The organism is Eubacterium album, from assembly GCF_025336545.1.
Classification (GTDB): domain Bacteria; phylum Bacillota; class Clostridia; order Lachnospirales; family Lachnospiraceae; genus Eubacterium_U; species Eubacterium_U album.
In genome coordinates, this window is the sequence record NZ_JAODBU010000002.1 from 254,384 (window position 1) to 279,081 (window position 24,698).

General features: G+C 32.9%; 31 protein-coding genes. All 31 read right to left on the bottom strand.

Annotation, left to right across the window (positions count from 1 at the left end; translation table 11 throughout):
* Positions 1-42: 42 nt before the first annotated feature.
* Entirely contained in the window at positions 43-231 is a 189-nt protein-coding gene (locus N5B56_RS01295) for a hypothetical protein (protein ID WP_260978156.1), read from the bottom strand.
* Positions 232-367: 136 nt separating this feature from the next.
* Positions 368-1,126: a class B sortase gene (gene srtB / locus N5B56_RS01300; protein WP_260978157.1), complete on the bottom strand. Its 759-nt coding sequence runs from the start codon at positions 1,124-1,126 to the stop codon at positions 368-370.
* 160 nt (positions 1,127-1,286) lie between these two features.
* Positions 1,287-1,580: a hypothetical protein gene (locus tag N5B56_RS01305; protein ID WP_260978158.1), complete on the bottom strand. Its 294-nt coding sequence runs from the start codon at positions 1,578-1,580 to the stop codon at positions 1,287-1,289.
* A gap of 43 nt (positions 1,581-1,623) precedes the next feature.
* Positions 1,624-9,387 (bottom strand): hypothetical protein, encoded by a 7,764-nt coding sequence (locus N5B56_RS01310; RefSeq protein ID WP_260978159.1) that lies wholly within the window; start codon positions 9,385-9,387, stop codon positions 1,624-1,626.
* A 228-nt stretch (positions 9,388-9,615) separates the two neighbouring features.
* A complete protein-coding gene (locus N5B56_RS01315) occupies positions 9,616-10,884 on the bottom strand; it encodes a hypothetical protein (protein WP_260978160.1) in 1,269 nt (422 codons plus the stop codon).
* Positions 10,885-11,002: 118 nt separating this feature from the next.
* Positions 11,003-11,806 carry a PD-(D/E)XK nuclease family transposase gene (locus tag N5B56_RS01320; protein WP_260978161.1) on the bottom strand — a complete coding sequence of 268 codons (804 nt, stop codon included), beginning with the start codon at positions 11,804-11,806 and terminating at the stop codon, positions 11,003-11,005.
* Between the two features lie 1,244 nt (positions 11,807-13,050).
* Complete coding sequence (locus tag N5B56_RS01325) at positions 13,051-13,551, bottom strand: hypothetical protein (protein ID WP_260978162.1); 501 nt, start codon at positions 13,549-13,551, stop codon at positions 13,051-13,053.
* A gap of 16 nt (positions 13,552-13,567) precedes the next feature.
* Positions 13,568-13,771, bottom strand: coding sequence for a hypothetical protein (locus tag N5B56_RS01330; RefSeq protein WP_260978163.1), 204 nt, complete (start codon positions 13,769-13,771; stop codon positions 13,568-13,570).
* A 29-nt stretch (positions 13,772-13,800) separates the two neighbouring features.
* A complete protein-coding gene (locus N5B56_RS01335) occupies positions 13,801-13,977 on the bottom strand; it encodes a hypothetical protein (protein ID WP_260978164.1) in 177 nt (58 codons plus the stop codon).
* 114 nt (positions 13,978-14,091) lie between these two features.
* Entirely contained in the window at positions 14,092-14,379 is a 288-nt protein-coding gene (locus N5B56_RS01340; protein WP_260978165.1) for a hypothetical protein, read from the bottom strand.
* Positions 14,380-14,571: 192 nt separating this feature from the next.
* Positions 14,572-14,778, bottom strand: coding sequence for a hypothetical protein (locus tag N5B56_RS01345; RefSeq protein WP_260978166.1), 207 nt, complete (start codon positions 14,776-14,778; stop codon positions 14,572-14,574).
* Between the two features lie 90 nt (positions 14,779-14,868).
* Complete coding sequence (locus tag N5B56_RS01350) at positions 14,869-14,991, bottom strand: hypothetical protein (RefSeq protein WP_260978167.1); 123 nt, start codon at positions 14,989-14,991, stop codon at positions 14,869-14,871.
* 19 nt (positions 14,992-15,010) lie between these two features.
* Positions 15,011-15,241 carry a hypothetical protein gene (locus N5B56_RS01355; protein ID WP_260978168.1) on the bottom strand — a complete coding sequence of 77 codons (231 nt, stop codon included), beginning with the start codon at positions 15,239-15,241 and terminating at the stop codon, positions 15,011-15,013.
* A 29-nt stretch (positions 15,242-15,270) separates the two neighbouring features.
* On the bottom strand, positions 15,271-15,486 hold the full coding sequence (locus N5B56_RS01360) for a hypothetical protein (RefSeq protein WP_260978169.1): 216 nt from the start codon (positions 15,484-15,486) through the stop codon (positions 15,271-15,273).
* Between the two features lie 25 nt (positions 15,487-15,511).
* Positions 15,512-15,895 (bottom strand): hypothetical protein, encoded by a 384-nt coding sequence (locus tag N5B56_RS01365; protein WP_260978170.1) that lies wholly within the window; start codon positions 15,893-15,895, stop codon positions 15,512-15,514.
* 268 nt (positions 15,896-16,163) lie between these two features.
* Positions 16,164-17,519 carry a DUF7666 domain-containing protein gene (locus tag N5B56_RS01370; protein WP_260978171.1) on the bottom strand — a complete coding sequence of 452 codons (1,356 nt, stop codon included), beginning with the start codon at positions 17,517-17,519 and terminating at the stop codon, positions 16,164-16,166.
* A gap of 236 nt (positions 17,520-17,755) precedes the next feature.
* The gene (locus N5B56_RS01375; protein ID WP_260978172.1) at positions 17,756-18,709 is read right to left on the bottom strand and encodes a hypothetical protein; all 954 of its coding nucleotides are present in this window, start codon (positions 18,707-18,709) and stop codon (positions 17,756-17,758) included.
* Positions 18,710-18,811: 102 nt separating this feature from the next.
* Positions 18,812-19,063 (bottom strand): hypothetical protein, encoded by a 252-nt coding sequence (locus N5B56_RS01380; protein ID WP_260978173.1) that lies wholly within the window; start codon positions 19,061-19,063, stop codon positions 18,812-18,814.
* Positions 19,056-19,304: a hypothetical protein gene (locus N5B56_RS01385; RefSeq protein WP_260978174.1), complete on the bottom strand. Its 249-nt coding sequence runs from the start codon at positions 19,302-19,304 to the stop codon at positions 19,056-19,058. Before N5B56_RS01385 ends, N5B56_RS01380 begins: the two co-directional genes overlap by 8 nt.
* Positions 19,305-19,323: 19 nt before the next feature.
* On the bottom strand, positions 19,324-19,494 hold the full coding sequence (locus N5B56_RS01390; protein ID WP_260978175.1) for a hypothetical protein: 171 nt from the start codon (positions 19,492-19,494) through the stop codon (positions 19,324-19,326).
* A 31-nt stretch (positions 19,495-19,525) separates the two neighbouring features.
* Positions 19,526-20,335, bottom strand: coding sequence for a hypothetical protein (locus N5B56_RS01395; protein WP_260978176.1), 810 nt, complete (start codon positions 20,333-20,335; stop codon positions 19,526-19,528).
* Between the two features lie 231 nt (positions 20,336-20,566).
* The gene (locus N5B56_RS01400; protein ID WP_260978177.1) at positions 20,567-21,202 is read right to left on the bottom strand and encodes a hypothetical protein; all 636 of its coding nucleotides are present in this window, start codon (positions 21,200-21,202) and stop codon (positions 20,567-20,569) included.
* Positions 21,168-21,584 carry a hypothetical protein gene (locus tag N5B56_RS01405; RefSeq protein WP_260978178.1) on the bottom strand — a complete coding sequence of 139 codons (417 nt, stop codon included), beginning with the start codon at positions 21,582-21,584 and terminating at the stop codon, positions 21,168-21,170. The genes N5B56_RS01400 and N5B56_RS01405 overlap by 35 nt, the downstream gene beginning before the upstream one ends.
* 2 nt (positions 21,585-21,586) lie before the next feature.
* A complete protein-coding gene (locus N5B56_RS01410; RefSeq protein WP_260978179.1) occupies positions 21,587-21,769 on the bottom strand; it encodes a hypothetical protein in 183 nt (60 codons plus the stop codon).
* Positions 21,770-21,772: 3 nt separating this feature from the next.
* Positions 21,773-22,021 carry a hypothetical protein gene (locus tag N5B56_RS01415; RefSeq protein WP_260978180.1) on the bottom strand — a complete coding sequence of 83 codons (249 nt, stop codon included), beginning with the start codon at positions 22,019-22,021 and terminating at the stop codon, positions 21,773-21,775.
* Between the two features lie 38 nt (positions 22,022-22,059).
* Positions 22,060-22,596 (bottom strand): hypothetical protein, encoded by a 537-nt coding sequence (locus N5B56_RS01420; RefSeq protein ID WP_260978181.1) that lies wholly within the window; start codon positions 22,594-22,596, stop codon positions 22,060-22,062.
* A 205-nt stretch (positions 22,597-22,801) separates the two neighbouring features.
* Positions 22,802-23,242 (bottom strand): LPD11 domain-containing protein, encoded by a 441-nt coding sequence (locus N5B56_RS01425; RefSeq protein WP_260978182.1) that lies wholly within the window; start codon positions 23,240-23,242, stop codon positions 22,802-22,804.
* A gap of 1 nt (position 23,243) precedes the next feature.
* Complete coding sequence (locus N5B56_RS01430; RefSeq protein WP_260978183.1) at positions 23,244-23,483, bottom strand: hypothetical protein; 240 nt, start codon at positions 23,481-23,483, stop codon at positions 23,244-23,246.
* Between the two features lie 9 nt (positions 23,484-23,492).
* Positions 23,493-23,765 (bottom strand): hypothetical protein, encoded by a 273-nt coding sequence (locus tag N5B56_RS01435; RefSeq protein ID WP_260978184.1) that lies wholly within the window; start codon positions 23,763-23,765, stop codon positions 23,493-23,495.
* Between the two features lie 73 nt (positions 23,766-23,838).
* Entirely contained in the window at positions 23,839-24,009 is a 171-nt protein-coding gene (locus N5B56_RS01440; protein ID WP_260978185.1) for a hypothetical protein, read from the bottom strand.
* 174 nt (positions 24,010-24,183) lie between these two features.
* The gene (locus N5B56_RS01445; RefSeq protein WP_260978186.1) at positions 24,184-24,423 is read right to left on the bottom strand and encodes a hypothetical protein; all 240 of its coding nucleotides are present in this window, start codon (positions 24,421-24,423) and stop codon (positions 24,184-24,186) included.
* Between the last annotated feature and the right edge of the window lie 275 nt (positions 24,424-24,698).

Sequence of the window (24,698 nt, forward strand, 5' to 3'; positions counted from 1 at the left end):
TCTTTTTAAAGGGCTACATTAAATGTAGCCCTTAACTCATTTTTAGATGTTTAATAAAATTACAATAACAACTGTTATTAATAAAGCGATGTAGACAACTGCTGTTAAAATTCTTGTGCTTTTCTTTTTAGTTTTCATGTTGAACATTGAACTGAAAAATCCACCGCTCTGTTCAGGTTCAGCAAGAATGTCATCTTCCTGATTAATGTTTACTTCTTTTTTGTCTGCCATTTTTAGCCTCCTTAAAATTTATTTGGAAATTTTCCCATATATAAAGACTAACAAAATAGGCTTTTAATTCTTTCGTAAAAAAACATAAAACATAAAAAATTTTTAATATTATTGATTAATACGTATTAAATACGTATTAATCTACTCCTATGACCAAAAGCCTACTTTTTCCACTTGCATCAGCACATGTTGATAATGTCATAAGTTGGTTTTTCATAGTAACGCCATTTATATTTGCGCTACAATCATAAATACTTTTACTTACCAACTGATTTATGATACTTTTGTATTCTTCTTCATTTTCTGCATCTGTAAATGAATAAAACTCTGAGTCACCTGCTACTCTCATTACGCAGAAAATTTTATATTCTTTTTCTTCTGTTTCAGTTGTTAAAATCATTTTCTTATGTTTTTCATAATAACTTTCAGACGTGTAATTAATTAATTCACCAAACATCCTCTTTCCTGTTATGTTATGACCGTAAATAAAGAGGTTTGTAGATGAATCAATGCTGCATCTTTCATCAAGATACGGAACTCCCATAAAACTGTTTTCTTTAGAAAAACTATGGTTTAAATAATAGTTTTTATTGTTAACTGTCTGCATAACAGGATAAGACACTTTTGTTCCCGGTATGTATAAATATGCTATTGTGTCGCTATTTTCTTTTTTTAATTTTTTTATATTTTCAGATTTACTTTTCTCTTTTTTCTTTTTACTTTCTTTATCATCCTCTTCATTAAATTCTTTTGTTATTTTCCTAAATTCATTTTGGTATTTATAAACTTTTACTATGTCGGAATCGTGATTAAACAACATTACAATTCCTACAATGACTGAAATGATTGCAATTATAAGTACAACCAAAAATATTTTATTATTGTTTCTTCTCATGCTTATTTCCTCTCTAAAACAAAAGAGCATATGTAGCCTCAATACACATGCTCCTTGAAAGTATCAAGCATAAAGTTAGTCAGGCTTTATGCTTGTAATTTAATCATAGCAAATTGAGTTGCTATTTTTATCGTAATTTTTAAAAGTTTTTCAAAATTTTTTATTTTTCTGATTTTTTCTCCTTTTCTGCTTTTTTGGCTTCATCTTCTTCCTGTTTCATTTTCTTTGCTTTGTTTAAAATGTTTCCAAAACCTTCTTCTTTAAATCTGTGGTACATATCATCTATTTCATCCATAGTGATAGTCTTAAGTTTCTTTTTTATAGCCATAATCTGCATTTTGTTTACTTTACTATCAGCAGTTATCATTTTTAGAATTTCTTTTTTGTATTCATCTCTTGTCATTTCATATTCTTTTTCTTCTACTGTTTCTTCAGTCTTTAAATTTTCTTCCATATATTTTTCCCTTTCCGGGGTTACATTAGTAGCCCCAAGTAAATTATTCATCATCTCTGTTTTCATAAACAGGACTGAAATGATTATCAAACCATTCAGCGCTAAATCCATACTTACTGTCATGTTCTTTAATTTCTTCAACTTCCTTGTCAGTAAATCTGTAAATAGCTTCTGCTTCCGCATAATTATCAGATTGAGCCTGTAGTGAAGTATAACCTGTTGCCTTGTCTGCAACATGATTTCCTTTCATTATTCCCTTAACAAGTTCTGCATAATAAGCACCTGTAGCCCATTTACTGTCAGGGTCAATGGTGTTAAGAGTATCAAGTGTTATGCTTCTTACATATCCTTTTATATTCTTTAACCTGTAAATTGTAACTGAAAATTGTTCCTTTGCGTAGTGACCTATTTCATCAGTTGCATAATTGTAATTGTGTGCCTGAACTGTAACAAGGAAGTTCTTCTCACAATCAGTTGTTAAATATCTGCTTACAAGTCCTTTTGAAAGATTTGTGTCTGAGAATGAGTTAACACTGTCTGCCGGGAATACAGGAACATCATTTGCATCAACTTCTCCATCTTCATCAACATCCCAGACAATTCTTACTATTCCAAGCTCAGCCAAGTCATTATCAATTAAATCACCATAGCCATCACTAACTTTAATTTCTCCAAGAATATCATTTATTGTTAACGTTGTTCCAACTTCATAGTATTGGTCTTTTACACTAATATGTGGATATGGAATATCATCATCTTCGTTTGGTTTCCACATTGCGTATAAATTAATCACGTCTCCGTTTTTATCTGACCAGTTATATACCTCATTTTCATCAACGTAAGACGTTCCCTTTCCATCTTTCTTAGTATTCCATCCAATAAACTTAAGAGTATCGTGTTTAAATGTATTCTTTCGTAACTTTCCTCTTACGTTATATGTATATACGGAATCTTCCATTGTTCCCGTTACTACACCATATGGTTCATTTGAATGATATACTACCGTGTAATGAATAGGTTCGTAATCTGTTGTTGCCACAAATTCTGAAATGAAATATTCTACATCATAATCAAACTTCGAAGATACACATACGGTTTCCTTTTCATTGTTATATGTTCCATATTTCCATATAGGACTTGTGTAATGATAACCGTCTCCTGTTGTCTTAGCCTCTGCATCAAAGTGTAATGTTGCTCCAAAATAAGTTTTTATCTCAGGAATCATTCTTGTACTGTAATCATCAACCGTATACTTTTCACTTATTGCCGTAATAGTATTAATGTTATCATCACCATAAAGTTTTACTGTACATTTTTCTCTAAGATAATAAATGTTAACTACATACATCTTGTTTTTGCTTAATGTAAGTGTCTTTGTCTTATCGTATGTAACTCCGTCACACTGAGCGTTGTCAAAATGAACCACCTTAGTAAGTTTATTTGAATCATAACTTGTCTTGCAGCTAACTTCCAATCCTTCATCCATGTACTTGTATGGAGTAATTGTATCATTGCTCTTAACGTCTGATACAATATCCTGCTTTGTTGGAATATTGCTGTAACCACCGTCTGTATTCATTACATAGTGATTTACAATTAAAGTAGGTGTACCGCCATCAGGATTTGAAGGTGTTTCACCACCATCTTTCTTAGCTGTTGCTGTAATGTCTATGTCCTCATTGTATACGGCAATTTCTTCTTTCTGATTAATCGTATAAATCATTGACGTATCTGTTATCTTCCAGTTATTGAAAGTATATCCGTTCTTTATAGTTGCATCAGCCGTTACCTCTATTGGGTCTTTATCCTTAACTGATGATGCGTATACTTCTCTTGCAATTAACTGACTTCCACTTCTTGTTTTCTTGTTTTCATCAGTAAGTTTAACTGTTCCGATTCCCTCAGAGGTTCTTAGTGTTACTCTGTGTTTTTCTCTTGCATAGTAGATGTTTATTTGCGTATCTTCTGTAACCTTAGCTTCACTACACTGTGAACCATTAATTGTATGAACTTTTCTGTCATTATAGGTTACTCCTTTTTCACTATACTTATCATCCTTATAGTATGCACTTACGCTTACTGTATCGCCTATATTTAGGCTGTCATAAATCTTTTCCTTTTCCTCATATTCTCCTTTCTTATTCATTAAGAAGTAATGTACTGTTACGTTTGTTTTGTTTCCGTTCCAAATAGCATATAGTGTTGTATCTGAATTTTCATCAAAATCAACTCCACCGTTATATGCTGTTCCCTTTCCGGTTTTCTCAGTATTCCAACTCAAATTTTTATCAAATTCATAATTTTCCCTGCTAGGAACTTCTTTTGTTATCTTTATCGTTTCATTCCAAAACTTATTATCGTCCTTTGGCATGTTTGAAACTTCATCATTAGTGTTCTTATTATACTTAAGTTTGTACTTTTCACTTATGATGATGTCCTTATCAGCAAGTTTATATTCTGTCTTAATGTCGCTCTTAACATGTTCTGCAGAACGGAGTGTATATTTATTACTTACAGTATGATAACTCTTAAACTTATCTGAAAGTGAAAACTTCTTGTATACTACTTCATCCTGTCTTTCTGCCTCTCCATAACATGATGCCTTGATTTCCGTATTGTAGTAAAGTTCGCTTTCACCTGTTTTTCCACTTCCGTCAACCTTTTCTACTCTTGCAACAACTCTTCCAAGCTGAGATTCCTCACCTCTGTCCGAAGGTGTTATCTTCATTCTGTCTAAATACTGATATGGTTCAATTCCATCCGTTAGTCTTAACAACAGTCTTACATAAGTGTCCTCTGACAAGTAAACATCATTATCTGTATTTATCGAGAAAATACCACCAATCCAAAGTCGTCCGTCTGTATTTACATAAATTGCATCTCCGTTTCTTCCTGCCTTGTTTCCACTAAAGTAGTTAGGTGTTAGCATTGCTTCTGCTGTTCCGGCATTTGCAGTTAATATTGCATAACTTCCTGAATCTATGTAAATGCCTGCTCCATCAAGTGACGCTTTATTGTTTAACACTTTAAATTCCTTATGATTTGTTGTCATTGTGGTTTTCTGTAAATAAATTCCGCAATCATTGTTATGTGCAATCGTATCTCTATGGAAAGCCAGTGTATTATTAAAATTTTTTGATGACCTCGACCAAATACCTTTCTTTGCACAATACTCTACTATGCTTTCGGTATCTGAATTTTTTTCAAATATTGTGGCTCCGTATGTTACCACACCATTTAACAATCCAAGTGTTTCATCATTTATCTTTGAAAATTCTTTTGTTGCTAAATCAAACTTCTGTTTTCTTCCGTCAATTTTGCATCCGCTTATTGTCAGCTTTGCATAATTTTCAATTCCTGAATAACATATGTCTGCTTCTGAATAAATGTCACAATATGAAATGTTTAGTCCGTTTAATGCATCATCTTTTCCCAAGTTACTTACAACTGAATTTAAGCCCCTCACGCTTTCAAGTCTCAAATGAGAATCATTTTCTCCACTGATTACAACTGCCCCAGATACGTTGTTTGCAGGTCTTATAAATGCTGCACCCAATGCCCTCACATATCCTGTTGCATTTAAAATGTTTATGTCTCCTGATGCAAGTATTCCTGTTGGTGCAACTGCATCATCAGTTGTTGTTTCCCTTCCAAACTCAAATCTTGTGTTTGATATTGTTGTCGAACTGTCTTTTTTACTGCCAAACTGTACTCCCGTTGAAATACCATAATATGATGCATAATTTCCATACACTGCCAATGTACCACCATTCATCTTAAATGTTCCGGCGTTACTAATTCCAAGTCCTGCATCTGATGAAATGCTTCCTTTTATAACATTGTTCCAAGATATAAGGTTATAGTTACATTCAAAGGTTGCTCCCTTTGATATTTCAAGCCCCGGCACGCTGTTGTTTGCGTTTGTCTTATTTACATATATTTCAAGTCCTATGTCTGCAACCTTACACGTATCATTTATTAATACTGCTCCATTATTGGTCTGAATGTTGTTATAAACTTTTCCACCAATTTCACAAGAACCGTTCTTATTATAATATCCTGCGGTTGAACCTGCCGTTGATGTGTTAAATCCTATGTTTGCCTTCAAACTTACCAACGAACCGCCATCTTTTTCCTTGTTTGTGTCCTGATATACACCGCCTGCATTTGCTGCATTATTGTTTATAATCGTGACAGCCCGTGCATCTGAATAACTTGAAGTCACGCCTGAATTTTCAGTTATGTAAATTCCACCACCCTCAGCAACTGCAGTGTTTCCATCAACATATGTCATTCCGTTAAAGTATGTCCTACTGTTATAATTCAGATACATTCCCGCTCCATACGTTGCATTATTGTTACCAAACTCATTTCTTTGCATTACATCTGAAGATACTATTTCAACATATCCTCCATTGTAAAGTCCGCTTCCGTATGAATCAGAGTTATTGTTTATGTATGAATTGTTGTTTATCTGTACATTAAGTGTTCCTATTCTAGCCATTCCGCCTGCATTTCCTGAGTTGTAAATGCCTGCTCCATTATTTGACCTGTTCTCGTGAACCGTTGTGTTGAATATGTAATTTATTACTGCCGAACCATCATTGCATATTGCTCCACCTTTTTGTATAGCCTGATTTCCATACATGTTTGAACTTCTTATTGTAAGATTGTTTCCTACATTATATATTGCTCCTCCCATACCGTCATTGTCTGACACGCTGTTGTTATAAATTGTGCAGCTTTCAATCATCATGTAATTTTGTCCGTTTGCTGTTGCCTCGTTTACAATTGCTCCTCCAACAATCTTTGCCGTGTTATGGTAGATTGATGCACTGTATATGTATGCATTTCCAGCGCTAGATATTGCTCCGGCATTTCCGTTTGCAATATTATTATATATTTTTGCTCCATTTACATACAACGAGCCACTTCCATTTGTAAATATGCCTCCACCATAACCTGATGTGTTATCGTGTACCATGTTTGCAATGCCATTTTCAGCCACGTTTTCACGGTATCCTATGTTTCCCCCTTCGGTGTTACATATTCCACCTCCAAGCGTGCCACTTGAATTTGCACTTATTTCTGATGATTCATAGTCGATTTTGCTTTTATTGTAAATGCCACCTCCGTTTACGGTAGCAACATTGTTATTGATTATTCCGGTTATTGAACCAATTTTTCCTTCATTATATATTCCGCCTCCGTTTACTGCAGTACTGTATGAAATCTGTTGCTCATTTATTTTGTTTATTGTTCCTGAATTATATATTCCACCGCCATACGTTGATGCCGTGTTTGCCACTAAGTTTCCCTCGCCAACAATTTCATTTATTTCTCCACTGTTATAGATTGCTCCGCCAAGTCCTTGTCTGTTTCCTGTTCCGGTTACTGAGTTTGAAGAACTGCTTACCAATGTCAATCGTTCAATCGTGCCTGTATTTGCAATTGCTCCACCCTGACCGCTTACTGAACATCCAATAACCTGACCTCTGAGTAAACTTCTTACCGTTCCGCCATTATAGATTGCTCCGCCCATCTGACTAGCTGTGCTATGGTAAACATTTATGTTCATTTCCCTTAATGTACCATTATTAAATACTGCTCCACCACTTGATGTAGCCGTACAGTTTGCGGCTGCATTTCCATTTGCTCCTGCAACACAGTTATACATTAATCCGGTTGTTCCTGTTTCATATGCAACTGCTCCACCGTGACCGTTTCTTGCATGGTCGATTGTAAACGATACGGTATTAAGTTCTGTTGAGCCTGCTGATTTATCAGACTTTGTTGTATATATTCCACCGCCGTTTCTACCTGCGGTATTCGAATCCATGTGAGTATAATTTATTTTTGAACTTCCTCTTGTATATATTGCTCCACCGTTTTCAGGTGCATTATTTGCCGATACATATGAAAGTCCGCTTGCATTACCGTTAATTTGAAGATTTCCCTCACACCATATTCCACCACCGTTTCCGGTTGTGGTGTTATAGCCTGCCGTGTTATAATTTACGCTTGCACTGTTGATAGTTAATGCATTATATATTCCTGATACATATATTCCGCCACCGTTTCCGGTTGCAAGATTATATAATACGTTGGTTCCATTTAATGTTAATTCTCCCGGTCCGTTTCCTGTCATGCATATGCTTCCACCGTTTCCATTTGAATAACCTCTTGCCATTGAAACAGATGCGTTCATTGTTACCACGGTGCTTCTGTGAGTTGCGCTTTGAATTAAAACATTACCACCGTTACCGTTTTGTGCAGCATTTCCCGTTCCACCGCCATCAGGAATGTTAATAAATGAGGTGTCTGTTATGTTCATGCTTGCCTGAGTGTGAAGTCCGCCACCCGAACCTGCACTTGTATTGTAATATATCTGATTATGGTCGAATGTTGGTACAACCGTACCGTTTCCGTTATCATTTTTGATGCTTACTCCACCGCCAATACTGTCACCAACAGATAAATTAGATACATTATTATTTGTTACTCTTGTATATGACATGGAAAAACTGCTTCCACCACTACTTACGGAATCCTGTACTGAAATTCCACCACCATATGTTCCTCTTGATGTATTTGCATCTACCGTTGCACCATATATTACAGTTGTTCCACCACGGTTGTTTTCATTATTTCCACCACCATTTGCTCTTATTCCACCACCCGAAGCGGATGAAGTATTATGTGATATGACAGGACCGCTTCCAACTGTTCTGTTATTTCTGTAACCAAGAGTAAGAGATGCTCCATATCCGCTAAAAATACCGCCACCGCTTCCGGATGCATTATTATATGATATTTCTGCACTTCTTATTATTGCACTCGTTCCACTTCCGGTTACAAACAGTCCGCCACCTTCTTCTCCGGAGGTATTCTTGTTTCCGCTTCCTCCGATTACCCCGCCTGTCATTGTAAATGATGAATTTTCACCAACGTATATTCCACCGCCTTCTGAACCGGAACTGTTTCCGTGTCCGTACTGTCCTATGTATCCACCTGACATTGTTACTGTTGCATTTCTTTTTATGGATATACCACCACCATTGTTTGTTGCTGTATTGTTGTATATGTTACCACCGCTTAAAGTTAATGTTCCGCCAAGCATTGCTATTGCTCCGCCATTACCTGAACTGTCCTTGTCATTTGCTCCAAGAGATGAACTTGCAGTGTTACTATGAAGAAATCCGTCACTGATTGTCACTGTTCCACCTGAGTTCATTATTGCCGGACCCATTGCTCCCTCACATCCGTATATTGTTCCACCGTTTCTTATAGTAACACTTCCGTTAAGATTGTATATCGCAGCTCCCGCATTTGAATCCTTGTTTCTGAAGTTTCTTATTACACCATGACTTGTTACAATAAGTGAACCTGCTCCCTTATCATTTCCTTCAATAAAGAAACATCCACTGGATTTAAAATTGGGATTTGCAGATTTATTACCGCCAATGTTGAGATTGTAAGACGCTCCGGTATAGCCTACGATTACTGATGAGTATGTTCCGACATGAAACATCCATCCTTCCTTGTTGGCAGCTCTCATTATTGTGTGTTCTGCCCCGGATGCAACCAAACGGTAATTTCCGTTTACTTCTATCCATCCTCCTGTCATTGTTATGTTCGCTGCAACATTTATTGTTTCGCTTTTACCTGAAGTCATCGCAGCTCTTAACTGTGCTTCTGTTGTTACCGTTATGTCTGCCTTAATGTTTCCATTAAAAAGAAACATAAAACCAAACATTAAAAGTCCGAAAACCACTTTTTCTAAAAATTTTTTTCTTTTCATTTTCATACGACTCTCCTTTACTAATGGTGGTGTAATTTATCAAAAATTTATCTTTCATTTTATCAAAATATAATGACAAATCCTTCGTAAAACAAGTGTTTTTTTAGGTTTTAAGCATCTTTTTTTTTACTTTTCGTTTACACGTATTTAACACGTATTATGTACGTATTAAATACGCATTATTAATTTTTGTGCATAAAAAAAGAGCCACAATGTGACTCTTTTTTTACTGGTTTATTCATTTGTTTGTGTTTTGTTTTTAATGTCATTTAGAGGACTTGTAGGTTTACTTCTCCATGCGCTCAAATCTTCATTAAATATTTCATCATGTTTTAAGGCTGCTATTGGAGATATTCCATAATGACTTCTATAATACTCAAATCCTTTTCTGCTGAATATAACTTCTATAAGATAATATTTATCTCCAACTTTAATTTTACTTACAGAACAGTCTTTACTTGAACCGTTATTACCACCAACTACTGTTCCATCTGCAAGAATCTTTGATGAATTGTCTGCTCCGGGATGCCCCTTATAGGCTTTATCAACTCCTTCGTCATGGTTAGTCATGTTATCATAATCATACACAACCTTTTCATTAGTACCTACTACCTGTATCTTATTTATAACATCATTATATGTTGTATAAGGTGTCTTTGATTCCTTGAAATAATACTGCCAAGTAGGATTTTCAATATTCTGAGCTTTTAAAACGAATACTCCTGACACATCCTTGAATAACTCTGTATAACAACCTTTTGATGCATCCATCTCTGTATATTCATATCTGTATAACTGATTAATACTGTCTAACTGTAAGAGTTCGTTTCCATCCTTATCAATAATCTTGAAATTTGGCTTTTCAAGAACTTTTGATGCCTCTGAAGGGTCATTGCCATTTTTATCTAATATAACAATTTCAAATTTATATACAACTTTTCCTTTCAATTTCCCAATGACTGTGCATCTTCCTGTTTTTGAATTGTCGTTTGCTGCTACAGCTACTCTTCCATCTTCACCATAAACTCTAGCAATGCTTTTGTCTGAAGTAGTCCATTTAAATTTTCCTACGCCTTTTTTATTAACTGTATAAATGTTTTTATACCCACTAGGCATAATCTCAATTGGCTTTTTAGGGTCTGATGTTACTTTTGTATCATATCCGTCAACAACCCTCACTCCCGGTACTGCCACTCTGCATTTGTAAGTCTTTTTTGTTTTCTTGTTAGTTGCATTGATGTAACAAACACCAACATTTTTTGCAGTCACCTTACCGTTTTTTACCTTGGCAACTGTTTTGTCAGTTGTTTTCCACTTTACGTTTTTTGAGCTAACGCCCTGTAATTTGATTTTCTTGCTTTTTCCTTTTTTGATAACAAGTTTTTTCTTGTTAAGTTTAACTGTTGCTGCACTTACGTTAGTAGTTGTCACTGTAGTAACAGGAACAGCAACTAAAAGTGCCATAAATGTAAATATTAATAATTTTCTTACTAATTTTTTCATAGTACATCTTCCTTTCATAAAATAATCTAATAAATATCCCCCACAATAAATATGGGGGATAAAATTTTTAGTTTCTTCCTATTATTTATAATGGATTAAAATTTATTGAACCAGTTCATTAATTTTCATTTATTAATGAAACTGCTTTTTCGTATTCATCTTCTGAATATCCTAATTCAATAATTTTTTCCTTGCTTCCGCCAATCAAAAGTATGTTTTTGATTGCTTTTGTTCTTTCTTTCGCTCTAACTTCTGATTCAACTTCAGCTCTTTCCTGCTTAATAAGTTCATCTAATTCCTTGCACATATAACTCTTTACCTCCTCTTTTTTATAGTTGGTCATAACTCTTTTTAAGTTTGAAGAAACAATTTTTTCGTCGTCCGGCTCCAAAAACTGTTTCATGTATTCACTTAATTCTGTATTATCGTCTGCCTGAGCATTTACGTACAATATTTTTCTTCCAACATCTCTATCATCAATTAACTTTCCATCAATGTATGAATCCTGATGATAAATAGCCTTGTTTCCATGAAGAAAATCATTCTGTGTTATGAATATTACGATTACCATTGGTGATTCGTCAATAGGCTTATTCTTTTCTGAATGCTGCATCTCCATTAATGATGCATTATATGCTGCTCTTCTTATGTGGTTTTCATCATCAGACTTTTGTACCTCAATATTGTAGTGTAATCCGTCTGATAAGACACATTCCAAATCCAATATAACTGAACGCCCTTGCAAATTTTTAAGGCTAACCTGTACTCTGTTACTTATTACTTCTAAATTTTCATCCTGAAGTATTACTCTTAATAGCTCCTGACAAAACCCTTTGTCCTCAGCAAGTTTATGAAACAAGACATCGTCAATGGGTCTTAACTTTTTTACTATTTCCAAGTATTTCTTATAATTATCCTGCATTCTTCTGCCTCCTTCTGTTCTTTTTGAATGCTAAACAGGGAATGCATCGGACACTCCCTGCTTTCGTTTAGGGACTGCCCTTGATTACTGTAATTATACAATTTAAAAACCGTATTTACAATAAAAAATTCTCTGTTTACTACTCTCCTTTCTTTATTCACAAAGAGAGAAACCTTACGGCTTCTCTCTTTATTGAAGTTTTATAATTATTTAGAAACAAAAGACTGATGTCTTATAACTTACCTTTACGGTATGTGTTTAAACATTAATCAATCTTTGCTTAAAATATATATGATTATTTCATTTTGTCAATGAATTTTTCAAAAAAAAGAACTACCGCATATCACGATAGTTCTTAACGTTTTCTGTCAGGAAAACAATTATATAAATTAGTACCCTTATAATATATCCTGTGAATTTATTATGTCAATAAAAAATAGTAAAAGTCATTTCATACTTACTATTTTTTTAATTTGCACTAAAAAACTGCCGCTTTTAACGACAGTTTCAGTTGCAAGTGGCAGTCATGGAGGTAACTCCACTTTCTGCAAAAATTTATTATAAAGTTAGAAAGATAATGTCAATTCTATACATAATATACATTATAAATTTTTTCTGTCAACGATTTTCTAGTAAAAGTCAATTCACTTTTACTAGATTTTATTCTTTCATAAAAAAGAACTGCTATTACAGCAGTTCTCTTTTGTTATTGAGTTGGAAATTTAGGTTTGTTTGTAAGTTTTCAAAAAAGGAGGTGATAACTTACAAGCATCATGTCTAAAAATACAATTATATTCATCTATAATATATACCATAATTTATTTATGTCAATAATTTTCTAGTAAATGTCAATTCACTTTTACTAGATATTGTTTCTTCACAAAAAAGAACTACCGTTATGGCAGTTCCTTTTGTTTTTTTTCAAAAAAATGAATTTATTTTTTTACTCAAATACAATATATATTATATTTCATTTTTGTCAATAACTTTCTAGTAAAAATCAATTCACTTTTACTAGATTTATTTTTTCATAAAAAAATACCACCGCAGTAAACGGTAGTATTTTCTTGAAAAATGCTTATTTGAGATTTATGTTTCTTAATCCCACGTAAAATATACAATAAAATTTATAATTGTCAATGATATTATTATAATTTAATGGTTCACTACAGTACCACTCTCACTCCTTTCTCAGAGTTAAAGAAAAAGCACCGACATTTGTCGATGCTTGTGTATCTTTTATCTTAATAATTTCTACTGTTTTCTAATTTCCATTCTTTATCGCTATCCGCTTTTCTGCGATATACTTCAATTTCAGCATTTTTGATTCTATGGTCTTCAGAATATTGATATGCAAATGCAAAAGCCTGAGCTGACGTTTCGTATGTAGTCTTATAGCAATCGGTGCTGTCAATGTCATCGTTGATTATAAACTTAAATTCCACATCCGTTTTACTTGCTTTTAATCCAATGTCTATCAATTCCTCAATTTCATCATATGGCAAATCAACATCAAACCATTCATAGTCGGTATCTCCTGCATCATCAGACATTGTCGGACTAAATTCCACACTTGCATGAGCAGCTTTTGCTTTACCAAATGGAAATTCAACACTTATTTCACAAGATGCTGCTTCAGGATATTTACCATGAAGGTATTTCTTTGGTGCATTAAAATACAATGTGGTTGTTCCATACGCTGCACTGTCAACTCTTTCATCAAATTTAATATCTTTATCTAACATTTCTACTTCCTCCTATCTAATCAACCCATTTTAATCCGAAAACAGATACGTAATATTCACCACTGCTCGTTGTGTCATCCGGGTTATTTTTTACTGTTATTTTTCCGTTTCCATGTGCGGGTTCTCTCCAATAATCTGCTATTGCTTTATCCCCACGAAAATCTGTGAGAACGTCTCCCTTTTGTACTTCCTTACCTGTATTTTCATATATCAGTTTCATTAATTGTTACCTCTATTTTGATTGTATTATCATTCTATAACTTCAAAACCATCATGTAGCCATCCGTTTTCATCAGACAGCCAGTCTGAAACTGCCTCTGTATCAACTCCATTCTCATCAATAAATCTTTCAGGAATTTCAAATTGAGTTGGTAAATCAACATCACATCCGTCTGTCTCCCATTTTACATTTACTGCTTTAGCCATATCTTCAGCTCCCTTCTGCTTTTACTCCTTGTATTCTTCTTCATCTTCTGAATCAATAAATTCAATGTTTATTTATATCTTCACTGACATAAATCATTTTTAAGGTTCATATATTTACACTTCAATTATTTTCCAATAATTACTATATTCTCCAAAATCAGTATGAATCCTTGCAGACCATGTATCAAGATATATATTCGTATATTCAACATGATTTAATACACCTGAAATATATTTTTGCCATCCTTTATCATCAATTATTAATTTCTTAATCACTTCAGCTTGCATTACGCTATATGCTTTTTCATATGTATCATATATTTCTGTCTGCAACCTATCATCAATATTATCTGTATCAAAAAAATCATTTGATTTTATCAGTATATATTTTTTATTTTTCATTCTTTTTCTCCTTTACCTTATAATTTTTTCTAAAAAATAAAGACTGATGCCTTATGGTTAGTCATCTGACTTGTGCCACTGCAAACATCAATCTTTGCTTAAAATATATATTATTTTCTCATTTTGTCAATAAAAAACTACCCGGCATTTGCACCGAGTAGTTTTCAAACTTTACTTATCAAATTTTCTCTTTTAAGCTGTCATCATTTCATCAAATGTAACATGCAAATGATAACAATACCGCTTTGCATCTTCCATACTTATTGCATTAATTTTTAATGAATTTTTAATGATAGCCAATGTTTCCCAGAACTTATTTTCATCCTTAAAGGAACCATTGTTTACGTACTCCTGTACTAATCTGTCGCAGGTAAACCTTGCATTTTCATGTACCGTCATATAGCACCTCACTTATTATGCTTTTGTTTTTATGTATTCCAAAGCATCTTTCATTAATTCTTCGTCACAATTTGTTCCTTTGTATAATGGTTATCCGTATGCATATGGATGATACGGGCAGTCATCACAACTGACATCCATTTTCTTCTTTTTGTTTCCCAAAGAACAAAGTTCCAGTCCTTTAATTATTTCTTCTCTTGATTTAATTGCCATAACATTTTTCCTTTCTCGTTTAACTTTTTATAAACTTGTCACCACGAAAATCTTCTTTGGTGATTTCATTAACATCAAGAACATAATTTCTTCCATAACTGTTTTTATGCTCCTTGTTTACTTTGTTAACAGCTCCTTTTTCTGAATAAGCCCAAATATCTTCTTCATAACAGTAACTTCCATTAACTGCACTGTACGGTGGGATTCTTTCTATTTTTACTCTATAATATTTTCTTTTCTTATTTTCCATGTCTGAGTCCTTTCTTACGCTTATTATACTTACTGTCCTTTAGTCACTATGTAGTCACAGTCAAAATTTGTGTCAACATCCGTAAACTTATGTACTGTAAGATTTTCATGTTCCATGTGTGAGTCCATAAAATAATCTCTTGCTATTTCCATTACTTCCTGCTCATCCAATGCTGCAACAAGAATTTTAAAATTTTCTTTCTTATTTTCAACTACATATAATCCTGATAATTCATTTACTTTCATTGCTATTCTCCTTTTTTTCTTCTTTTTAATGTTTAAATTTACTTTTTGGAAACACTTTTTCAAAGTCAATACCATAGCCACTAAGAACATCCTTAAGGTCAATGCAAACATAGTTATCACCAATTGTTGCCTCAAAGCCGCCTTCATCAAAAATTGTTACATCAAAGATTTCTCTAAGCTGTTTTATGAACTCATAAAACCAAGCAATGTCAATCCAAACGATAAATTCATCATCGTTAGTCCATCCAAATTCATCTACATATAAAATATCAGAATCATCTTCATCTGGATTCATTATTAGTTTGTAAAGTTCCAATTCATAATTTTTATCCATGTCTTTTTTTCCTTTCGTTTTGTAATTTTTATTTTCCTGTAAAAAAATAAAGACTGATGCTTTATGGTTAGTCATCTGACTTGTGCCAATGCAAACATCAATCTTTGCTTAAAATATATATGTTTTTTTCATTTTGTCAATAAAAAAAATTACCCGGCATTTCTGCCGGGTATTATATCGTTCTGTTTATTTATTTTCTTCTTTTCGTTTCCCAAAGAACAAAGTTCCAGTCCTTTAATTATTTCTTCTCTTGATTTAATTGCCATAACATTTTTCCTTTTTTACTCTCCTGTTATTAATCAATTACACTAATCCATAACAGAAAAAGTTTATTTCCATTTCTTTAAGCCTCTATAAGTTCACCATTTTTTAATGTATACCATACATTTTCTTTTACATTAATACCATCAACTCTAACCATTTTTGCTCCTTGTAAATGCCATTCATCTTGAATCCAATAATTTTTTTCATTTCCTTTCCAATCAGCAAAAACTAGATATGAACCAATAACACCTTTTGCCTTGCTATGATACCCCCATGCAACTGCAATGCTTTCTGGATTATCAACTTTTGAATTTCCTTTATAACCTGTTGCAGATGAAACTCCACAATTACCTGTTACATATGATGTTCCATAATCACCTGTTGCACTTGATGCTCCCTTATAACCTGTCGCACTTGATGTTCCATAATCACCTGTTGCACTTGATGCTCCATAGTTACCTGTCGCACTTGATGCTCCATAATTACCTGTCGCACTTGATGCTCCACAATCACCTGTTGCACTTGATGCTCCACAATAACCTGTCGCACTTGATGCTCCACAATCACCTGTTGTACTTGATGCTCCACGATTACCTGTCGCACTTGATGCTCCACAATCACCTGTTGCACTTGATGCTCCACAATAACCTGTCACACTTGATGCTCCATAATTACCTGTTGCATTTGATGCTCCATAATCACCTGTCGCACTTGATGCTCCACAATAACCTGTCGCACTTGATGCTCCACAATCACCTGTTGCACTTGATGTTCCACAATCACCTGTTGCACTTGATGCTCCACAATCACCTGTTGCACTTGATGCTCCACAATTACCTGTTGCACTTGATGCTCCACAATAACCTGTTGTACTTGATGCTCCACGATTACCTGTCGCACTTGATGCTCCACAATCACCTGTTGCACTTGATGCTCCACAATAACCTGTCACACTTGATGCTCCATAATTACCTGTTGCATTTGATGCTCCATAATTACCTGTTGCACTTGATGCTCCACAATCACCTGTTGCACTTGATGCTCCACAACTACCTGTCGCATTTGATGCTCCATAGTTACCTGTCGCATTTGATGCTCCATAATTACTATCACTATCATTTTCAGTCTTTGTTCTTTCTTTTGTGTATTCAATTGCAGCTTTAACTAATCCTGAAATACTAATTTCTGTTCCAATTTTTATTTTTGTAGATACTACTTTTGAATCATCATTATGTTTACTAATTTTTCCATCTTGTTCTACAACATGAAATATACTTTCACTTGGTCTATAATATTTAAAACAAGCTAATGGATATTCACAAGCATGAAATCCTGTTTCACATATAATTGCTTCTTTCTCTTCATAAGATTTACCTTCTTCGTACTGAAATCCTCTACAAGTCATATCTTTATTAAATCCTTTATATGTTTTCATTTAAATTACCTCCGTATATTTTAAATTTTTTATCATATATTTTCTTTGTTATTCTTTTTTTCCTTTCGTTTTGTAATTTTTATTTTATTGTAAAAAATAAAGACTGATGCTTTATGGTTAGTCATCTGACTTGTGCCAATGCAAACATCAATCTTTGCTTAAAATATATATGTTTTTTTCATTTTGTCAATAAAAAAAATTACCCGGCATTTCTGCCGGGTATTATATCGTTTTGTTTATTTATTTTCTTTTTTTGAGTATTCCTCGAATCCTTTCTTGAATTCTTCTTCCGTCATATTTGCTTCAACTGCAGCATCAGATATTTTTACAAGTCCTTTTTCAACAAGTCTATATATCATTTGTAAGCCTTCTTGTAAGCCTTTCTGAAATCCTCTGTTCTCTGCCCTTCTGCTTATAGATTCACTGAAACCATCCATACCATTCACTCCTTCCACAATATCTTCATTGTCTTCAATGTCAATGTATTCTTTTACTTTTTCAACGTCTCCTTTAAAAACCGAATTCAGGTAGTCAAAAATTTCTTCCTTGCCTTCGTTACTTCCCAATCTAACCATAATTACACTAAGCAGGTCATAATCAGCTTCAGGTTCGTCAACCTTTCCAATTACTTCGTTTTTCTTAATTGTATACTCAGTTACGGTATTTTGCAATTCCTTTGGTATATTTTCATTGCAAATCCAAACACTATACACTTTTTCCACATCATTGTAATTTGTTTTTCCTGTTAAGACTCCCAATTGAGAACTGATTTCCCTTGCTCCGTAATATATTCCTCGTTTTACAATGGGATATTTTGGATTACCGGGTCTGTAATCGTTTTGTATTTCCAAATCCATATGTAAATAAATAGTAGTCTTTGAATTAGACAATTTTGGATTTATCGCCTTAAAATGCATGTCGTAGCATATCTTTTTTTCACCTAATGAATTCATTTCAGTGCCTAATTGATTAGCCATTGTTGACACACTGTCTACAGGCGGTTCATCTATACTGTCCTTAACAATAAAATCCACTATTTCTTCTGCAGTATAATCCTTATATTCAGGAACTACATACTTTAGAATCGGTGCTAAAATTTCAGGATTTTTAAACAATGCTTTTGCACATTCATCATATTTTGCTTTTATGCTTTTTGTTGCGTTTATGGTTATTTCTGTTTCTTTTAACATTTATCCTCGCTTTCTATCTGAAGAAAGCCCAGTCAGGACTTTCTTCAAATCCTAACTGATTAATTACATTTTATCATAATTAATCTTATTTTTCCATTGTGACTAAATTTCAATATTTGTTCCATTTAAACAAACATTGTTAATTTCAAGCTGCGCCTGTTTGATTGTAAGCATATTATCAAGACCTTCCGGTTCTAGCAGTTTTACTGCTTTTTCTGCCTTTTGTCTTGTTGTACAAAATGCATAAATCATTCCTTCCATATCATTAATTCCCATTACAATCCATAACTTTGCTTTTAAAGGTATTAAACTTTGACTTTTTTCTTCCATAGTTGATTTTTCTTTCTTACACATTAATTTTCCAGCCGATGCCATCTTCCTTTATTTTGTAACCTTCATTTTCGAAGAATTCTTTTACTCTTCCATTAATGGTTCGTCCAGAGTTTCCCATAACTATGTTCGAATAAACTCTTGCGATTACATCTGCTTCCATTGTTGTTATGTTATACTTTTTTATGTTTCCATTATCGAAAATATCTTCAATTATGGCATTTGTTTTTAACAGTTTCTTTTTCTGTCTGTTGTTAAACTCCATATTCTACCTTCTTTCTTATTTATTCTGCTTCTGAAAATCTTTTCAGAAGATATTTAACCTTTCCATTACACTTAGCTGATTCTTCATCACTACACTGTAAGTTTTTCTCACATCTGTTACAGTGATTTAGTATATAGTTAACTGCTTCATCCTTAGTCATCTTTGTAACATCTATTTCATATCCTACCATTTGCTTTCTCCGTTTCTATTATTAGTTTCTTCTATATAATAGGTACATTTACAAAGTCATTTACTGAAAACCTGTAATAGATAACATTTTGTGGTCCTAAATTTTTAAACTCTTCCACTCTTGTAAAACTGTCCTCGTTGTTTGGCTTTGCAAAAACTCTGAAGTGGGTATTGTTATAATCAAATTCCCTCACAAGTTTTGTATCTACCATTACAAGAGAATCTGAACCGGAAATGAAACCATCACTACACTTTTCCCACACATCTTCATTCTCATGTTTTCTGATAGTATACTCATCATAATTTAACATATCTGCTTTTCTGATTTCGTATATCAGTTTATTTTCCTTTAACGTTTCGATTCCTTTTTTCAATTTAACGTTTACATCAACCACTTTTGAGTTTTCAATATCCCTTGTCATGTTATCAGCTATCTTTTTCTCTATTGCATCAAGAATTCTGTCTTTATTCATGGCAATAAATTTCTTTGATTCTTTTTTATACCACTCCCATCCAACATTTTCTTTATATACAATTACTCGCTGACTATATCCCGGAGGGTTTGCTTTTAATACAAATCCTTCTGAGGTTACTTTGTGAATTAAATGTGGATATTTATTGTTCGAATACGAACAGTAGAAATCCAAATCAATTTCTGTATCTCCTGCCTGACCATATTCTGACATTTGCTTTAATTCTGCAATAAATTCATCACACTTAATTTCTATGAGTTCATTCAACTCCTCTGTTAGTTTTTCGTTCTCCGTTCTTATTTCATCATTAATTTTCCTTGCTTCATCTTTTAAATTTTTTAATCTTTCCAAATTTTTTAAATTTCTCACGCATCTCATCCTTTCTTTTTATTTTCTTACAAAAAAAAGATTGATGACTGCTAACTAGCTTTCGCTTGTGCAATAGCAAACATCAATCTTTGATTACAATGTATATGATTTTCTTGATTTGTCAATTAGAAATTATAATACAAAAAAAGAGAGGGTGTTTAAAATCCTCTCTTTTTTCTCATTCTCTTCTTCTAATTTTCTGCTATTATGCTAACAGTTAATGTAAAATGTTTATTCAAGGTTAGTTACCTCTGAAATTACTGCATGTATATTATCCCAATAAGTAGCTTCACAGTTATGTAAGCCGTGATATACCCATAGGCTTGCTGCTTTATAAACATCCGCATCTGATATTTCAATATTATTATCTTCAGCGTAACTTTTTACATCTTCTGCAATGCTTTTGCACTTTGCATATCTGTAAATTTCATCAATTTCTTCTTCCGTTAACTTTTCAATTAATTCTTTTGTTTTTGTAGATATATTATTCATTAATTCCTCCGTTCTAAACTCTTTCTGTTTCTTCTCCTTATTTTTATCTAAATACCCACCTAAACCATCCATACTTTTCCAACGAATCTTTTCAATTACGAGTACATAGTATTCTTTATTAGGCTCAGCTCCCCATTCTTCCTTGCCTGTTCTTTTTTCTAAGTGACAATCAGCAATGAAAGAAGGTACTCTATTTCCATAACCATTTGTAAATTTCACTTCTGTTTCGGCTAAATCAACCGGAATATCATCAACCATATTAAATATCTTGTTTAATCTGGTTGTATAGTATGGCTTAATTTCTCTGTATTCTTCTTTCTTTTCACCTGACAAAATCATGTCAAACCATTTTTTCGTAATTGGTAATATTAACATTATTTTCTCCTCCTTTTACCATTTCTATTACTTCTTGCAATCCCATGATATATCCATGTTCTTCTGACACAATGTAGTTCGAATAGAAATCTGTTTCATTTTCTTCCTTTTGCATTTCAATTTTGTGTTTTTGTTTCACAATTTCCAATTGTTTTACAAGATTTTCTTTATATTCCTGTATTACATTAGCTGTATCACACTTCCACTGAGTACATCCTGTACAATCTTTACATTCACATTTATGCTCTATGTCGTAGATTATTGCCTGATTATCAATAAAATCGTCTATTCCAAGAAGTTCGTAATCTTTTTTTAAATCACAATCACCTTCCAATGATTTATGCAATACTTCTATCAAATTATCTGCATCTATTAATCGCATTTTTATTCCTCCTCGTAAACCGTTTCTGCTGACAGACTTTTAGCCATACATTCATTGCTACAAAAACAATTTTCTTCATCTGTATCAAAATATTTTATTTGAAGAAAATTGTCTAATATTTTCACATATCCTTCGTTTACTGCATCAATTTCCTTTCCACATACACTACATCGTTTTTTCATCATTATTTAATTTTCTTCCTTTCTTTCTGTTAATTCTTCTTCATATTTTTTTATATGTATTTTCCAATACAATTCATCTTTCCATTTTCGATATTTTAAATAAACCTTTTTCACAACTTTTGGCATTTTGCAAATTAAAGAATATTTTCCGTCAAACCATCCATCTAAACCTGCACTACAGCCTTCGTCCCATTCACCCCAATAGTCACATTCTAAATAGTGCATAGGGCAATTTTCACAATAATCATCTTTCATCTGTTTGTTCCTTTCTACTTTTTTTTATTTACTTGATTTTATTTTCTTATAAAATCTTTATATTTTTGTTCAAAAAATCCATCCAATGATTCTTTTTCTTTAAGCATTCTATCTACATTTAAAGAATCAGAAATTTTAAATCCTAATTGTAATGCTAACTCTTTATTTTTTATATCATTATAATAATCATCATAAAGGTTGTCTGATATATCATCAGTGCATATTCCAGTTAAATCTTCAAAATCTCTTGTAATTATCTGCATTTCATCATAAATTTCTTTAATTCTTTTTATTTCCTCTTGAATTACTATTTGTTCCTCATCATTTTTTAGAACAACCCATACTCCATTTTTTATATTTTCAATAATTTTTAAATACCCTTTATTTTCTTCTTCTGAAAAATGTAATTTTTCTTTTAAATTCCAAATTTCATTTTCCATTTTTTCAATCTTATCATCTGAAATTTCAACTAATGATTTCCATTCTTTTATATCTTCGTTTAGATGATTGTTCTTTTTCTCCAACAATTTTAACTGTTCTAAATTTTCTTTATAATCTTTCCGTCTTATAAACATATATTGTTTTCTCCTTTCGTTTTGTAATTTTTATTTTCCTGTAAAAAAATAAAGACTGATGCTTTATGGTTAGTCATCTGACTTGTGCCAATGCAAACATCAATCTTTGTCTAAAATATATATTATTTTCCTCATTTGTCAATAAAAAAAGAGCCGCATAGCGACTCTTTTACTTATTCTGTTTTATTAATTAATATAGTATTCATTATTTTCTCCTTGCCTTTAACATTTTTTCTCTATACTCATGTATTTGTTTCAACGTCAACCACTCAGGCTTTTCATCATCAGCAAACGAATTCCACAACTTTTCCATTTCGTCACAGTGTTCCTCTACTGATTTGAAATACAAATGTCCTTCATATCCATTTCCATAACCCAAGAAATATTCACAATCTGTTCTATATCTAGCTAACATCATGTAATCAAATTCTCTTGGATGTCTTACAAATGGCTCATCACATTCAATTTCCTCTATAACTCTTGTATTTGGTTCTCCACAAACTTCTCCCCATTCTTCTTTGTAAGCACCTGTGTAGAGATTAAGTCCGTTACGACCATCATTTTCATCAAAATATAATTTTCCGTTTTCGTCCTCATAGCAAGGAACTTCCGTATAGCCACCGAATCCTACAAATTTTACTCTCATATTAATCAACCTGCCTTTCTATATATAATAAACTTGTCATAATTCCTTTAATCGCATACCAACACTGTTCTGCATTCATATAGCCAATCAATGAACCAGTATTTCGCTTTATATGAAATTGATTGCAACCTTCAATAATTTCTCTATATGAGAAGCCACTAAATAATGTATCATTCTCATGTATTGGTGAGTTATAAGTAAACTCTTTTTCATTCCGTGAATCCGTTTCAGGATTATCCATTTGCTCATATTAGACTTCCTCTACAATTCCGTTTTCTGCGTTGCTCCAATGGTACTTCTTCCCGTTCTCTACATTCTCAAAGATTGCCGTAGGTGCAAATGTTTCAAATGGTGTAAATACTTCACCATTACAAGTTAATGGTGACTTTTCTGTATTCCAGTCAATGCCAAGTTTTCCGTTCGCTTCTTTCACTGTGAATACAGTTCCGTAGTTCCGTGTTTTGATTTCTCTGTTGCATGTATCGTACATATGTGCTTTTACTTTGTCATTTACCTTTAACATTTTTTGTTTCCTCCTTGTAATAAAATAGGCAGCTAGGTATTTTTTTATTTATTCTCCTGACTGCCTTGCACTTCTATAAATCAATAAGCAATATCATTCTTTTTGAGAATGTTGTACTTCTTCGCCATTCGTAACTTTTTACCTCTGCGTTCAATAATGCATCTTCACAATTATCCATATTACACATACTTTCATATAACATATACAATCGTTCCCCATTAAGATTTAATTCTCTAACTTTCATTTACATCACTCTCCCTTGCACATTTTCTTAAACTGCCTTATTGTCTCTTCGCTACATTACACTCCTATTCTCTTGCAATATCCTGAAAAAAATCGTCTACATTTTCAATTTCTATTTTTATTTCCAATTCCATCTGCATAACAAACTTCTTTCTAAATCTTAGTTTACTGTGCTTTATTCATCTTTAAAATCAATATCGTCAATTCCAAAATTATCAGAGTATGGAATATATTCTGCATTAGTGGAAACAGGAATTTCATCAATGTGTTCCTGTGCATATTTACAAGCAATTTCTAACTGTTCTTCCTCGGTCTTACCTTCTAATAATTCCATAGGAATATCAATTCCTGTATCTCCTACATATGTGTAAGCCATACCAATGTGCAATCTTTTTGTTTTCTTTGTATCTGCCATAATACTTTCCTCCAATCTGTCTTTGAAATGCGAATTTAGTCTATATTTTTATATTAATTTTTCTGAAACAATGTATCCTTCGCCTTTCACAAAACTTATAATTTATTTTCTTGTAAAAAAAAGACTGATGTCTGCAATTTAGTCTTAGGACTTGTGCCAATGCAAACATCAATCTTTGATTATAATGTATATGTTTTTTTCATTTTGTCAATAAAAAAGAAGAGCCGTATAACGACTCTTCTCAATTCATTCTTACATCTCCTCTGGCAATGATT

Bases quoted from the DNA above. Each gene is read 5' to 3' on its own strand.
- N5B56_RS01295 (WP_260978156.1), bottom strand. From the start codon at position 231: ATGGCAGACAAAAAAGAAGTAAACATTAATCAGGAAGATGACATTCTT.
- srtB (WP_260978157.1), bottom strand. From the start codon at position 1,126: ATGAGAAGAAACAATAATAAAATATTTTTGGTTGTACTTATAATTGCA.
- N5B56_RS01305 (WP_260978158.1), bottom strand. From the start codon at position 1,580: ATGGAAGAAAATTTAAAGACTGAAGAAACAGTAGAAGAAAAAGAATAT.
- N5B56_RS01310 (WP_260978159.1), bottom strand. From the start codon at position 9,387: ATGAAAATGAAAAGAAAAAAATTTTTAGAAAAAGTGGTTTTCGGACTT.
- N5B56_RS01315 (WP_260978160.1), bottom strand. From the start codon at position 10,884: ATGAAAAAATTAGTAAGAAAATTATTAATATTTACATTTATGGCACTT.
- N5B56_RS01320 (WP_260978161.1), bottom strand. From the start codon at position 11,806: ATGCAGGATAATTATAAGAAATACTTGGAAATAGTAAAAAAGTTAAGA.
- N5B56_RS01325 (WP_260978162.1), bottom strand. From the start codon at position 13,551: ATGTTAGATAAAGATATTAAATTTGATGAAAGAGTTGACAGTGCAGCG.
- N5B56_RS01330 (WP_260978163.1), bottom strand. From the start codon at position 13,771: ATGAAACTGATATATGAAAATACAGGTAAGGAAGTACAAAAGGGAGAC.
- N5B56_RS01335 (WP_260978164.1), bottom strand. From the start codon at position 13,977: ATGGCTAAAGCAGTAAATGTAAAATGGGAGACAGACGGATGTGATGTT.
- N5B56_RS01340 (WP_260978165.1), bottom strand. From the start codon at position 14,379: ATGAAAAATAAAAAATATATACTGATAAAATCAAATGATTTTTTTGAT.
- N5B56_RS01345 (WP_260978166.1), bottom strand. From the start codon at position 14,778: ATGACGGTACATGAAAATGCAAGGTTTACCTGCGACAGATTAGTACAG.
- N5B56_RS01350 (WP_260978167.1), bottom strand. From the start codon at position 14,991: ATGGCAATTAAATCAAGAGAAGAAATAATTAAAGGACTGGAACTTTGT.
- N5B56_RS01355 (WP_260978168.1), bottom strand. From the start codon at position 15,241: ATGGAAAATAAGAAAAGAAAATATTATAGAGTAAAAATAGAAAGAATC.
- N5B56_RS01360 (WP_260978169.1), bottom strand. From the start codon at position 15,486: ATGAAAGTAAATGAATTATCAGGATTATATGTAGTTGAAAATAAGAAA.
- N5B56_RS01365 (WP_260978170.1), bottom strand. From the start codon at position 15,895: ATGACTAACCATAAAGCATCAGTCTTTATTTTTTTACAGGAAAATAAA.
- N5B56_RS01370 (WP_260978171.1), bottom strand. From the start codon at position 17,519: ATGAAAACATATAAAGGATTTAATAAAGATATGACTTGTAGAGGATTT.
- N5B56_RS01375 (WP_260978172.1), bottom strand. From the start codon at position 18,709: ATGTTAAAAGAAACAGAAATAACCATAAACGCAACAAAAAGCATAAAA.
- N5B56_RS01380 (WP_260978173.1), bottom strand. From the start codon at position 19,063: ATGTGTAAGAAAGAAAAATCAACTATGGAAGAAAAAAGTCAAAGTTTA.
- N5B56_RS01385 (WP_260978174.1), bottom strand. From the start codon at position 19,304: ATGGAGTTTAACAACAGACAGAAAAAGAAACTGTTAAAAACAAATGCC.
- N5B56_RS01390 (WP_260978175.1), bottom strand. From the start codon at position 19,494: ATGGTAGGATATGAAATAGATGTTACAAAGATGACTAAGGATGAAGCA.
- N5B56_RS01400 (WP_260978177.1), bottom strand. From the start codon at position 21,202: ATGTTAATATTACCAATTACGAAAAAATGGTTTGACATGATTTTGTCA.
- N5B56_RS01405 (WP_260978178.1), bottom strand. From the start codon at position 21,584: ATGCGATTAATAGATGCAGATAATTTGATAGAAGTATTGCATAAATCA.
- N5B56_RS01410 (WP_260978179.1), bottom strand. From the start codon at position 21,769: ATGATGAAAAAACGATGTAGTGTATGTGGAAAGGAAATTGATGCAGTA.
- N5B56_RS01415 (WP_260978180.1), bottom strand. From the start codon at position 22,021: ATGAAAGATGATTATTGTGAAAATTGCCCTATGCACTATTTAGAATGT.
- N5B56_RS01420 (WP_260978181.1), bottom strand. From the start codon at position 22,596: ATGTTTATAAGACGGAAAGATTATAAAGAAAATTTAGAACAGTTAAAA.
- N5B56_RS01425 (WP_260978182.1), bottom strand. From the start codon at position 23,242: ATGAGAGTAAAATTTGTAGGATTCGGTGGCTATACGGAAGTTCCTTGC.
- N5B56_RS01430 (WP_260978183.1), bottom strand. From the start codon at position 23,483: ATGGATAATCCTGAAACGGATTCACGGAATGAAAAAGAGTTTACTTAT.
- N5B56_RS01435 (WP_260978184.1), bottom strand. From the start codon at position 23,765: ATGTTAAAGGTAAATGACAAAGTAAAAGCACATATGTACGATACATGC.
- N5B56_RS01440 (WP_260978185.1), bottom strand. From the start codon at position 24,009: ATGAAAGTTAGAGAATTAAATCTTAATGGGGAACGATTGTATATGTTA.
- N5B56_RS01445 (WP_260978186.1), bottom strand. From the start codon at position 24,423: ATGGCAGATACAAAGAAAACAAAAAGATTGCACATTGGTATGGCTTAC.